The sequence below is a fragment of the Paenibacillus sp. UNC499MF genome (assembly GCF_900107975.1).
Classification (GTDB): domain Bacteria; phylum Bacillota; class Bacilli; order Paenibacillales; family NBRC-103111; genus Paenibacillus_F.
Map to the genome: position 1 here is coordinate 89774 of NZ_FNVF01000002.1, position 12479 is coordinate 102252.

Genomic DNA, 12479 nt, shown 5'->3' on the forward strand with positions numbered 1-12479 from the left:
GCCTATGAATTTTATTTGAGGAGGACTTCCAGATGCCTAAGATGAAAACCCACAGCAGCTTGAAAGGCCGTTTTAAAATTACCGGTACCGGTAAAGTGAAAAGATACAAAGCTTACAGAAACCACCTGCTCAGCGGCAAATCCGGCCGTCAAAAGCGCGTACTCGCTACAAACCCGGTTATGGCTCCTGGCGACGTTAGACGCCTGAAGCAAGGTCTTGCACAAATTAAGTAATCACTTCGTTTCCATTACCCAAAATCGTTTAGGAGGTCATCACTATGGCAAGAGTCAAGGGCGGATTCACATCCCGTCGTCGTCATAAAAAAGTACTGAAACTCGCAAAAGGTTATTTCGGTTCCAAACACCGTCTGTTTAAAACAGCTAATGAGCAGGTAATGAAATCCCTGCTTTACGCATACCGTGACCGTCGTACGAAAAAACGCGATTTCCGCAGATTGTGGATCGTGCGTATTAACGCGGCTGCACGCGTAAACGGCCTTAGCTACAGCAAACTGATGCATGGTCTGAAACTGGCCGGCATCGAAGTTAACCGTAAAATCCTGGCTGAACTGGCTGTCAACGATGCTAAAGGCTTCGCTGATCTGGCAACGGCTGCAAAACAAAAAGTGAACGCCTAAACCGGCGTTTTCCGAATCGTCATGCGTGATAACTGCGTATGGCGATTCTTTTTTTGTCGGAGCTTGTAAAACGGGCTTACAATTATTTTAAAGAAAAGTTGTTGACTATAGAGAGCGGCGTGCATATAATTATCTCTAAATCAATATTCTAAATTGTAAGACTCATCAGAAATCGGCTATGAAGAGGACGAAGTTATAAGGGCCCTTATGCTCAGAGAGCGATCGGAAACGCTGAAACCATCGCCATAATCCCTTTGTACGAGCTCACCTCGGAGCTGTTTTCCTGAAAAGCAAGCGGGCTGGTTAAGCCTTAACGCTTGGTGATTAGGGAGAATCGGATCGGCACACGTTACCGTGCCAAGTGTGCATTATGTCTGACATAATGTAACCTGTTAAGGTCCTGTGCCGCGAGGCGCACGACAAACTAGGGTGGTACCACGGAAGAATTCAAACCCCTTTCGTCCCGTATGACGCCGGAATTCCGGCGCTCGGGAGGATTGGGGTTTTTTGCATGCTGCCATGCGTTGATTTTAAAAAAATGGAAACGAAACGAGAGGAGGATTCTCATGAATGTGGGGACAGCCAAAAGGTCTAAAGAGGAATTGATGGAAGCGATGCGCAAGCCGGAACTGATTAACGGTTCGGAAATCTTGCTGCGGAGCCTGGTGCTCGAAGGTGTGGAATGCGTCTTCGGTTATCCCGGAGGCTCGGTACTTTATATTTACGACGCTATGCATGGATTCTCCGATTTTAACCACCTGCTGACGCGGCACGAACAAGGCGCGATTCACGCGGCGGACGGTTATGCGAGATCGACTGGCAACGTGGGGGTTTGTATCGCGACTTCGGGTCCGGGGGCGACCAACCTGGTAACCGGAATCGCTACGGCGTTCATGGACTCCGTACCGCTGGTCGTCATCACCGGAAACGTAGCGACGACGGCGATTGGTACGGATGCTTTCCAGGAAGCGGATATCACGGGAATCACGATGCCGATTACGAAGCACAGCTACCTGGTACGCGATGTGAACGACCTGCCGCGGATCATTCACGAGGCCTTCTTCATTGCAAATACGGGACGCAAAGGCCCGGTGCTGATCGATATTCCGAAGGACGTATCGGCACAGACGGCCATGTTCCACCCGGCAAGCGAAGTTAACATCCGCGGGTACAACCCGACAGTTCATCCGAACAAGCTGCAGGTAGAGAAGCTGATCAAGGCGATCGAAGAGGCGGAGCAGCCGCTTATCATCGCCGGCGGCGGAGTCGTTTACTCCAACGCATCCAACGAACTGCTGGAGTTTATCAACAAGACGCGGATTCCGGTCACGACGACGCTTCTCGGCCTTGGCGGATTCCCGAGCGCTCACGAATTGTGGGTGGGGATGCCGGGCATGCACGGCACGTACACGGCGAACCAGGCGATCCAGAATGCGGATCTGCTGATCTCGATCGGCTCCCGCTTCGACGACCGGGTGACGATGAAGCTGGACGGCTTCGCGCCGAAAGCGAAAAAAATCGCCCACATCGACATCGATCCCGCCGAGATCGGCAAGAACGTGAAGACGGACATTCCGGTTGTAGGCGATATCCGCTCCGTACTGGAATACGCCAACACGAAAGCGAAGCCGGCCAAATCGGAAGACTGGATCGCACGGCTTCAGGAGTACAAGCGGAACTTCCCGCTGAAGTATAAAGACTCCGATACGGTGTTGAAGCCGCAGTACGTGATCGAGATGATCAACGAAACGACGAAGGGCGAAGCGATCGTGACGACGGACGTCGGCCAGCACCAGATGTGGGTAGCCCAGTATTATAAATTCCAGCATCCGCGCTCCTGGATTTCCTCGGGCGGTCTGGGCACGATGGGCTTCGGTTTCCCTTCCGCCATCGGGGCGCAGATGGGCAACCCGGATAAGCTGGTCGTTTCGATCAACGGGGACGGCGGCATGCAGATGTGTTCCCAGGAACTTGCCATCTGCGCCATCAACAACATCCCGGTCAAAATCGTTGTCATCAACAACCAGGTGCTCGGGATGGTCCGGCAGTGGCAGGAAATTATTTACGACAACCGCTACAGTCATATTGACCTGGCGGGAAGCCCGGACTTTGTCAAACTCGCGGAAGCTTACGGCGTTAAGGGTCTGCGGGCCACGAACAAAGAGGAAGCTCAGCGGGCTTGGCAGGAAGCTTTGGATACGCCGGGACCGGTACTAATCGATTTCGTGGTTGCCAAGCACGAGAATGTGTTCCCGATGGTAACGCAAGGCAGCACGATCAGCGAGATGTTGATGGGGGAGGACGACTAATATGATCACGAAGCATACCATTTCTATTCTGGTTAACAATCAGCCCGGCGTCCTCCAGCGGGTATCCGGCTTGTTCGGCCGCAGAGGATACAACATCGAAAGCATCACCGTGGGAGAGTCCGAAGAAGCCGGACTCTCCCGGATGGTAATCGTCACCGAAGGCGACGACAACACGCTGGAGCAGATTTCGAAGCAGCTGTACAAATTGATCGACGTGATTAAAGTGATCGATCTCAGTAAAAATCCGATGGTCGCCCGGGAGCTCGCGTTGATCAAGGTCAATTCGGAGCCCGCCCAGCGCCCTGAGATTCTCGGCATCGTGGACACGTTCCGGGCCGCTGTAGTCGATATCGGTCCAAGCTCCCTGATCGTCCAGACAATCGGCGATTCCGAGAAAATCGACGCGATGATCGAACTGCTCCGTCCTTACGGAATCCGCGAGCTTTCCAGAACGGGCGTTACGGCGATGATTCGGGGCGCTATCAAGTAAAGCGGCCGCAGACCGTCGGACTTTTTAACCTTATCCCTTAATAACTTCGCTCTTTACGGAAATCAGAAAGGCCGATTCTTCGGCTAAGTCCCCTTGAATGGGACTTTCAGCCCTTAACTCTTTGCTGCTGCAAATCAGTAATTCATTGACGGTTGAAAGCTGAAAGGCCCATTCAATGGGGAAATCATACACGGTTATTCAATTTAAGGAGGATATTATCCAATGGCAGCTACTATGTACTATGAAAAAGACGCAGACTTCGCATCCCTTCAAGGTAAAACGATCGCAATCGTAGGTTACGGTTCCCAAGGTCACGCTCAAGCGCAAAACCTTCGCGACAGCGGACTGAACGTAATCATCGGTCTGCGCCAAGGTAAATCCTGGAACACCGCACAAAACGACGGATTTGAAGTGTTCACGGTTGAAGAAGCGGCGGCACGCGCAGACGTAATCCAAATCCTTATGCCGGACGAAACGCAAGCACGCGTTTACAAAGAAGCGATCGAGCCGAACATGAAAAAAGGCGTAGCGCTCATGTTCTCCCACGGCTTCAACATTCACTTCGGACAAATTAAAGCGCCTGCCGACGCAGACGTATTCCTCGTAGCGCCAAAATCCCCGGGCCACATGGTCCGCCGTACGTATGTGGAAGGTTTCGGCGTTCCCGGCCTGATCGCGATCGAGCAGGACGCAACCGGCAACGCGAAGCAAATCGGCCTCGCTTATGCGAAAGGGATCGGCTGTACGCGCGCGGGAGTTATCGAAACGACTTTCAAAGAAGAAACCGAAACGGATCTGTTCGGTGAGCAAGCCGTTCTTTGCGGCGGTGCAAGCGAGCTCGTTAAAGCCGGCTTTGAAACGCTGGTTGAAGCAGGCTATGCGCCTGAGATGGCTTACTTCGAGTGTCTGCACGAACTGAAGCTGATCGTTGACATGATGTACGAAGGCGGTCTGAGTTCCATGCGCAGCTCCATCTCCAACACGGCGGAGTACGGCGACTATGTAACGGGCCCTCGCATCATCACGGCTGAAACGAAAAAAGCGATGAAAGACGTGCTGACGGATATCCAGCAAGGTAAATTCGCACGCGACTTCATCCTGGAGAACCAATCCAACAACGCGTTCATGAACGCGACACGCAGAAACGAAGCCGAGCACCCGCTGGAGCAAGTCGGTTCCCAGCTGCGTGAATTGATGCACTGGATCAAGAAGTAAGCAAATCCGAATAAACAATCCAAACTCAAGCTTCAGGAGGTGAACGCAAGTGAGAAAAATCTATGTGTTTGATACGACGCTCCGGGACGGAGAACAGTCACCGGGGGTCAATCTCAACATGCAGGAGAAGGTCGAAATTGCGCTTCAGCTTGAGAAGCTGGGCGTTGACCGGATCGAGGCCGGGTTCCCGGCCGCTTCTCCGGGGGATCTGGAAGGCGTCGCTTCCGTAGCCCGCGCGGTGAGAAACGCGACGATTATCGGACTTTCCCGCTCGCGGGAACAGGATATCGATGCGGCGCGGGAAGCGCTGAGGCACGCTCAGGATCCTTGCCTGCATCTGTTCCTGGCCACTTCGCCGATTCACCGCAAGCATAAGCTGCGGATGGAGAAGCAGCAGGTGCTGGAGACGGCCGAAGCCGCTATCCGTTATGCGAAGAAATATTTCGATAAAATCGAATTTTCACCGGAAGATGCCGGACGGACCGAACTCGACTTCCTCTGCGAAGTAACCGAGATGGCGATCCGCGCAGGCGCTACCGTGGTGAATATTCCGGATACGGTCGGTTTCTTATATCCGAGCGAGTTCGGGAACATTTTCAAAACGCTGAAAGAAAACGTGCCGGGCATCGAGAAAATCCAGCTCAGCGCCCACTGCCACGATGACCTCGGCATGGCTACGGCCAACGCGCTGGCTGCGATTCTGAACGGCGCCGATCAAATCGAAGGCACCATCAACGGAATCGGCGAGCGTGCCGGCAATACGTCGATCGAGGAAGTCGCCATGGCGCTGGAAACCCGCCAGGAGTTTTTCCAGGCGAAAACCTCCCTCGTGCTTTCCGAAATCTACCGCACAAGCCGCCTGGTCAGTAAGCTGACAGGGATGGATGTGCCGGGCAACAAAGCGATCGTCGGCGCCAATGCCTTCGCGCATGAATCGGGTATCCACCAGGATGGCATGCTGAAGGAGAAGACGACGTACGAGATCATGTCCCCGGAGACGATCGGACTCAAGGAAAGCAAGCTCGTTCTCGGCAAGCACTCCGGCCGTCACGCGTTCCGCGAGAAGCTTGTGGACATGGGGTACGACCTCAATGATGAACAAGTAAACGCGGCGTTCGCCAAATTCAAGGATTTGGCCGATAAGAAGAAGAACGTGCTGGATGACGACATCCGCGCGCTTCTGGAAGAGAAGCTTGTCAGCACGCCGGAAGTCTATGTGCTGGATTCCCTGCAGGTTTCTTACAGCAATCAGGCTGTTCCGAACGCTACGGTGCGTATCCATGCCGAAGACGGCCAAGTGCTGGAACAATCGGCAGACGGCAACGGTTCCGTAGATGCCATCTACAACGCAATCGATAGAACGACCGGCGAGGAAGTGGAGCTGGAGGATTACACGATCAAATCAGTTTCCTACGGTAAAGACGCTCTCGGTGAAGTTCATGTCATTATGGGTCAAAAAGGCGTCTCCGTACAGGGCCGCGGAATTTCCACGGATATTCTGGAGGCAAGTGCCAAAGCCTATATCGATGCCTTGAACCGTTTGATCGAAAAGCGCAAAACACCGACTGCCAAGCGCAGCAATGTCACGTTGATTTAATACGCAGCACCTCACTCCCGCCGGGCGCGGAAGTGAGGTGTTTTGTTAACACGAAAGGGGCGGCATCATGAATTATCGGTTCTCAAAAACTTTGGAGGCATTTTCCTCCTCCGCTGTACGCGAAATTCTCAAGCTTACGCAGGGCAAATCCATCATTTCTTTTGCAGGGGGCCTTCCGGCTGAGGAATTTTTTCCGGTAGAAGCCGTCAAAGAAGCGATCGGAAGAGTCATGGAGGGCGGCAAGTCAGCTTTGCAGTACGGGCTGACGGAAGGCTACACTCCGCTGCGCCAGAGCATCTGCAACCGCATGGCAACGAAGGGAATGCGGGTTACGCCGGACGACATGCTGCTGACGACAGGCTCCCAGCAGGCGATTGATCTGCTTACCCGCGTCTACATCGACGAGGGCGACGTTATTCTCGTGGAGCGTCCGACTTATCTCGCGGCGATTCAGGTATTCCAGGCGCGCGGCGCCAAAATCGTGTCGGTCCGGAGCGACCGCCACGGAATGGACTTGGGAGACCTCCAGGTCCAAATCAAGCAGCACCGGCCGAAAATGGTGTATGTGAATCCGAGCTTCTCCAACCCGGCGGGCCGTGTGTGGAGTCTGGAGCGCCGCAAGGGCCTTCTGGCGGCCTGCCGACAGAACGATGTGCTCATCCTTGAGGACGATCCTTACGGCGAGCTGAAATTCGGCACGACCGAAATCATGCCGTCCATTTTCTCGCTCGACGAGCATCCCGAAGGAAGCTGTGTCGTGTACACGAGCACGTTCTCCAAAATCGTGGCGCCCGCACTTCGCACCGGCTGGGTCATGGGCGACCGTGCGGTTATCCGCAACATGGCCCAGGCCAAGCAGGCAGCGGATCTGCATTCGAGTACGCTCGACCAGATGACGCTGTACCAGCTTATGGAGCAGTTCGACATGGATGCCCATATCAAGCTGATCTCCGTCGAGTACGAAAAGCGGATGCGCACCATGGTCCAGGTGCTTCAGGAGAAGAACTGGCCGGGCGTCCACTGGAACGATCCGCAGGGCGGCATGTTCCTGTGGCTGGAGCTTCCGGCGCACATCGATACGGAGGCGCTGCTGGCCGCGGCCGTCCTGCAGGGAGTCGCGTTCGTGCCCGGCGTTTCGTTCTTCGCGGGCGAGCCGCAGCGCAACACGATGCGCCTGAATTACACGCATGCGGGAGAAGCGGAAATCAGGCTGGGCCTTGAACGCCTGGACGCCGTTCTGCAGCCTTTGCTGGCGGCGGCTCCGAAAGCATAGTTTTTGAACAGTTATAAGAGATCCTGCCGGGTTATGTCTGAACGTTAGAATCAGATATGACCAGGGCAGGGTCTTTTTTTTTCGTTAAGGTTAAAGCCGGCAGTAGAGGTGAAAGAGACGGCGGCATTTTGGAATCAGGCAGAGGCGAAAGACATGCTGTGAGTTTATTTATAGGTTTTTCCTATGAAACTGATAGCTTTTATATCTTAGTCATCCGTTACCAAATGTGTTAAAACTGAAAGTAGAGATGCAGTAGGGATCGGATTAGCACGGCCCTGTCAGCTACGGACAATCCAAAGGAGTGAACGAACATGTCAGACGTGAAAAAAATCGCCGTCATCGCGGGGGATGGAATCGGCCCGGAAGTCGTTGCGGAAGCGGAGAAAGTTCTCAAGAAAACGGAGGAGCTTTTCGGTCACCGCTTTGAAACGGAGCACGGCTTGTTCGGCGGAATCGCCATCGATGAGAAAGGCACGCCGCTGCCGCAGGAAACGCTGGAACTGTGTCAGCGCGCCGACGCGGTACTGCTCGGAGCCGTAGGCGGTCCGAAGTGGGACAACAATCCGAAAGAGCTTCGTCCGGAAACAGGGCTCCTCGGTATCCGCAAAGCGCTCGGCTTGTTCTCGAACATCCGCCCTGCAGTCGTGTTCGACTGCCTGAAGGACGCGTCCACGCTCAAGCCGGAAGTGCTTGACGGTACGGATCTTATCGTGGTCCGCGAGCTGACGGGCGGCATTTACTTCGGCGAGAAATTCCGCCGTGAGACAGAGAACGGACAAGAAGCGGTGGACACCTGCGCTTACAACGTAAGCGAAGTGGAGCGCATCGCCCGCCAGGCGTTCGAAATCGCCCGCACGCGCAGCAAGAAGCTGGCTTCGGTCGACAAGGCGAACGTGCTGGAGACTTCCCGCTTGTGGAGAGAAACGGTTATCCGCATTTCCGCGGATTACCCGGACGTCGAGCTTGAGCACGTGCTCGTCGACAACTGCGCGATGCAGCTTCTGCGTCGTCCTTCCAGCTTCGACGTCATCGTCACCGAGAACATGTTCGGAGACATTCTGAGCGACGAAGCGGCGATGCTGACCGGATCGATCGGCATGCTGTCGTCCGCCTCGCTGGGCGAAGGCAGCTTCGGGCTGTACGAGCCGGTACACGGCTCCGCACCGGACATCGCCGGTCAAGGGATCTCCAACCCGATCGCGACCATCCTTTCGGTGGCCCTGATGTTCCGCCTGACGTTCGGCTATCACGAAGCGGCGGACGCGATCGAGCGGGCCGTGAAGGAAGTCCTCGATGCGGGTCACCGTACGGGCGATATCGCGGTCGATAAATCGAAAGCGATCGGCACCAAAGAAATGGGCGACCTGATCGTCGCGGCCATCCGCAAATAATGAACGCCCTACACCGACACGCAGAAGTGAAATACATTCTGCGTGTTTTCTTTTGTGAATAAAAGACGAAGTCCGAAGCCATACAATATGCGCACTATTATAATAGGAAGAGATTCGTTCCAAAAGCATGGAATGAGCGGGCGAAATCAAAAAGACGAAACTGCAACGGAAGCAAATGTTCGCACTTTTGTCATGGATTTATAATAATTATTATTTAATAGAGTCTATAATCTTGACTTTCTTTTGGGTGGATGATACCATTTTATTATTCGACAAGGAATAGATTAAAGGAGGAATTTTTGACATGGCAGAACGTTTGGTAGGAAGACCGGCTCCTGATTTCACGATGGAAACCGCACTTGGAGACGGAACGGATTTCGGTACGGCTTCTCTTTCCGATTACAAAGGCAAATGGTTGGTACTTTTCTTCTATCCTCTAGATTTCACTTTCGTATGCCCGACTGAAATTACGGCACTTAGTGAAGCTGCTTCCACTTTCAAGGATCTGAAAACCGAAATCCTCGGTGTTTCCGTGGACAGCAAGCACTCTCACCGTGCATGGATCAATACCGCTCGTGAGGACAACGGCCTGGGCAAGTTGAACTTCCCGTTGGCAGCTGACCTGACGAAATCCGTAGCTCGCGACTACGGCGTCCTGATCGAAGAAGAAGGCGTAGCTCTGCGCGGCCTGTTCATCATCGATCCGGAAGGCGAACTGAAATACCAAGTCGTTAACCACAACGACGTAGGTCGCAGCGTAGAAGAAACTCTTCGCGTCCTGCAAGCTCTTCAGTCCGGCGGCCTGTGCCCGATGAACTGGAAGCCTGGCGACAAAAACCTGTCCGTAAAATAAGCTAACGGACTGATTATAAAAGCTCCCCACTTTCCGCTTAACGGCGGCGGGCGGGGAGCTTTTGTTACGTGGAAGCAATGTGAAGATCGGCGGATGTCACAAGTGAACGGAGGAAGCCGATAGCGAGTTCGTTTTTCAGATACAGGGAAAAGAAGGGGAAGCCGTATGACTGACGTGAAGCAGTACGATTCCCGCCCGGATTGGTGTATGCTAGTGAGAAAGTCTTGACCTTTCAGGCAAGAAAGGAGGAGCAGGATGGATATCCCGCAGGAACTGCTGTATACCCCGAATCACGAGTGGGTCCGGGTAGACGGAAGCCGGGCTACGATCGGATTGACGGATTACGTTCAAATGGAAATCGGACTGGTTGTGTTTGCGGAGCTTCCGGAAGAAGGGGAGGAGCTGCAGGCCGGCGATCTGCTCGGTACGATGGAGTCCGTTACGGCGGAGACGGATGTATTTATGCCGTTGTCCGGGACTGTTGTGTCCATTAACCGGGTGCTCGGTAAAAATCCCCACTATATTAACCGTTTTCCCTATGGTTCGGGCTGGCTCATTCAGATTGAGATGAACAAACCGGAAGAACTAGAGGCTTTGTGGAGCGCTGAGAAATATGCCGATGTGTTTGAAGAGCGGCTGTAGCCTCTGAAGACGGAAAAAAACCGCGGGCCGGTCAATTACGACGGCTTGCGGTTTTTATCAGGAGCAGGCAGGTTTATTTTCCCGCAAGCTGCTCGTATTTGCTCAAATATTTGACGACGGCGAGAACGAAGGTAGCGTGAGACCAAGTGAGGGGAGCCACGGATACCGGATCGCCGTTATACGGATCGAGCTGTTCGGGAAGAATCCCGCTTTCCATCTGATGGTTCACGACCCATTCCAGTGTCTGCCGCGGTGTTTCCAGGTCCGCAAGCGTTTTGGCGCATTCGATTTCCCATTCGGCGATCCACAGCGTGCAGATGATCCAGGGATTGCCCGGCACTTGGTTAATATCCTGCGACCGCTGGAAATAATAATCGTGATGATAACGGGCTACGCCGCCGACAGGGGTCTTGATGGACAGGCCGTTCTTGTTGGCCTGCATCGTGCGTACCACGCGGTCGTCGTCCGCCGGCAGAACGCCGAACTCGAATATACCGTACACCGAGCTTTCCAGTGTCATATCGCGGACCCAGGTTCCGTCCTTCTGATGCAAGCCCCGGGCGAAACGGCCTTCTTTCTCGTCCCAGAGATGAGTGAGGATGCCGTTTTTGATTTTCTCGGCCGTATGGCGGTAGCGGCTGCTCCGTTCCTCATCCCCGAACAGGTTGCAGAAATTGGCGGCGGCGATCAGTCCCCCGTAAACCGCGGAAGCGGTGAATGTGTAGATGCCGTAGCGTTCCTCCCACAGGTCGTAGCTCGGCTTCGGCAGGTTCAGCTCCTGATCGATGTAGGTGGACATGAAACGCGCGGCTTTACGGATGAGATCACGGTAGAGGGACTGTACCAGCTCCAGATTGCCGTGCTTCTTATAGTCCTGCCAGAGAGCGAACAGCACGAGCGCCGTCTCGTCTTCCTGAATCGGCAGCTGCTCGCCGCCGTTATGCACATAGGGATGCCAGCTCGATCCGACGGTTCCGTCCGGGTTGTATTTGTGATGCAAATACCCCTCGGGAGAAATGACGTTGGCGCAGAAACGGTAAAACGGCTCCATCATCGCCTGATGACCGGCCATGGACATGGAGTAGGCGACCAGAGCGCCGTCACGCGGCCACATATAGCTGTAATGGTCGCGGTTGCTCTGCATGATGTCCGAATCGTTAGCGGCGATAATCGCGCCGTTTACGTCGGTCTGGGTGCGTACGATGAGCAGGCTCTGCTTGAACAGGCGGATCACTTCTCCGCTCAGATCGCCGAATGACCGCTCTGTCTTGTTGACCCAGCGCTGCCAGTAAATTTGGACGCGGTCAAGAAGCTTGCCGGGATGGTTTTCCTTGACATACTTGTCGAGCTTTTTCACGTCTTCAAGCGTATGGCCCGCGCTCAGCCAGTAGTACAGGGTGTGATCGCCGGAAGGCGGCACATACATCCGGAACGAAATGGTGCTGTCGACCGAGCCTTGCGAGATAGGATTGCCCATCAGGTGACCGTCCTCGGCGTCGCGCCATGTCCCTTCGGCATTGTAAAAGCGCTTGACTCCTGTCGTATACTGAAAAATGCCGTCCGTTCCCGTGCTTCCGTTGAACATGAAGTACTTGTCTTTTTTATAGTGGAAAACGGTGTGATTGGCCGGGTAATAGGCGGCGGTGTCGCCGACTTCCGTCTCGTTGATGACGAGATCCTGGTTAAAAAATACCCGTACTTCCTTCACCGCCGAGTGATGGTTGGTGATCTGAATCCGCTTCAGAAAAATATCCTCCCGCTGATGCACGCCGTCTTGAATGCGAAGCGTAACCCCGAGGCCGGGATGCGTCGCTTTCACGTCGGTCACTAAGGAGTCTTCCACATAAGCACGCTGAAACTGCCATTCAGGCGCGTCCAACCACGAAAAAGCACCGTCCACCCAAATTCCGACACGACAATGATACCCGCCGATATGATTCAGCTGCCCTACATAGGGATAATACAAATCCCGCATGTAAGAGTGTTCATCCAGATTGATGAGAAACTTCCCGTTACCGACAACGAAATGTCTGGGCAAAAAATCACTTCCTTACTGGTTACTGGTAAATCCA

11 protein-coding genes are annotated in these 12479 nt (G+C 54.0%); 10 read left to right on the forward strand and 1 reads right to left on the reverse strand.

Annotated elements, in window-relative coordinates; all coding sequences use genetic code 11:
* Positions 1–32 precede the first annotated feature (32 nt).
* The 10 genes from rpmI to gcvH all read left to right on the forward strand — a co-directional run bounded on the left by rpmI (position 33) and on the right by gcvH (position 10407).
* Entirely contained in the window at positions 33–233 is a 201-nt protein-coding gene (rpmI, locus tag C4S74_RS05550) for a 50S ribosomal protein L35 (RefSeq protein ID WP_009672104.1), read from the forward strand.
* A gap of 44 nt (positions 234–277) precedes the next feature.
* Positions 278–637, forward strand: coding sequence for a 50S ribosomal protein L20 (gene rplT, locus C4S74_RS05555; protein ID WP_103994365.1), 360 nt, complete (start codon positions 278–280; stop codon positions 635–637).
* Between the two features lie 566 nt (positions 638–1203).
* Positions 1204–2946, forward strand: a complete 1743-nt coding sequence (gene ilvB, locus C4S74_RS05560) for a biosynthetic-type acetolactate synthase large subunit (RefSeq protein WP_103994366.1) — start codon at positions 1204–1206, stop codon at positions 2944–2946.
* A 1-nt stretch (position 2947) separates the two neighbouring features.
* Positions 2948–3436: an acetolactate synthase small subunit gene (gene ilvN, locus C4S74_RS05565; protein WP_009672217.1), complete on the forward strand. Its 489-nt coding sequence runs from the start codon at positions 2948–2950 to the stop codon at positions 3434–3436.
* 222 nt (positions 3437–3658) lie between these two features.
* Positions 3659–4651 (forward strand): ketol-acid reductoisomerase, encoded by a 993-nt coding sequence (gene ilvC, locus C4S74_RS05570; protein ID WP_009672081.1) that lies wholly within the window; start codon positions 3659–3661, stop codon positions 4649–4651.
* Between the two features lie 49 nt (positions 4652–4700).
* Positions 4701–6248 carry a 2-isopropylmalate synthase gene (locus tag C4S74_RS05575; RefSeq protein ID WP_103994367.1) on the forward strand — a complete coding sequence of 516 codons (1548 nt, stop codon included), beginning with the start codon at positions 4701–4703 and terminating at the stop codon, positions 6246–6248.
* Positions 6249–6315: 67 nt separating this feature from the next.
* Positions 6316–7521 carry a PLP-dependent aminotransferase family protein gene (locus tag C4S74_RS05580; protein ID WP_103994368.1) on the forward strand — a complete coding sequence of 402 codons (1206 nt, stop codon included), beginning with the start codon at positions 6316–6318 and terminating at the stop codon, positions 7519–7521.
* Positions 7522–7832: 311 nt separating this feature from the next.
* Entirely contained in the window at positions 7833–8912 is a 1080-nt protein-coding gene (gene leuB / locus C4S74_RS05585; protein ID WP_103994369.1) for a 3-isopropylmalate dehydrogenase, read from the forward strand.
* Positions 8913–9216: 304 nt separating this feature from the next.
* Positions 9217–9765, forward strand: a complete 549-nt coding sequence (locus tag C4S74_RS05590) for a peroxiredoxin (protein WP_103994370.1) — start codon at positions 9217–9219, stop codon at positions 9763–9765.
* A gap of 255 nt (positions 9766–10020) precedes the next feature.
* A complete protein-coding gene (gene gcvH / locus C4S74_RS05595) occupies positions 10021–10407 on the forward strand; it encodes a glycine cleavage system protein GcvH (protein WP_103994371.1) in 387 nt (128 codons plus the stop codon).
* Positions 10408–10480: 73 nt separating this feature from the next.
* Here gcvH and C4S74_RS05600 read toward each other — a convergent pair whose 3' ends face one another.
* Positions 10481–12445: a glycoside hydrolase family 15 protein gene (locus tag C4S74_RS05600; RefSeq protein WP_103994372.1), complete on the reverse strand. Its 1965-nt coding sequence runs from the start codon at positions 12443–12445 to the stop codon at positions 10481–10483.
* Positions 12446–12479: the final 34 nt, after the last annotated feature.

Coding starts and splice junctions, on each gene's coding strand:
- rpmI (WP_009672104.1), top strand. CDS start 33: ATGCCTAAGATGAAAACCCACAGCAGCTTGAAAGGCCGTTTTAAAATT.
- rplT (WP_103994365.1), top strand. CDS start 278: ATGGCAAGAGTCAAGGGCGGATTCACATCCCGTCGTCGTCATAAAAAA.
- ilvB (WP_103994366.1), top strand. CDS start 1,204: ATGAATGTGGGGACAGCCAAAAGGTCTAAAGAGGAATTGATGGAAGCG.
- ilvN (WP_009672217.1), top strand. CDS start 2,948: ATGATCACGAAGCATACCATTTCTATTCTGGTTAACAATCAGCCCGGC.
- ilvC (WP_009672081.1), top strand. CDS start 3,659: ATGGCAGCTACTATGTACTATGAAAAAGACGCAGACTTCGCATCCCTT.
- C4S74_RS05580 (WP_103994368.1), top strand. CDS start 6,316: ATGAATTATCGGTTCTCAAAAACTTTGGAGGCATTTTCCTCCTCCGCT.
- leuB (WP_103994369.1), top strand. CDS start 7,833: ATGTCAGACGTGAAAAAAATCGCCGTCATCGCGGGGGATGGAATCGGC.
- C4S74_RS05590 (WP_103994370.1), top strand. CDS start 9,217: ATGGCAGAACGTTTGGTAGGAAGACCGGCTCCTGATTTCACGATGGAA.
- gcvH (WP_103994371.1), top strand. CDS start 10,021: ATGGATATCCCGCAGGAACTGCTGTATACCCCGAATCACGAGTGGGTC.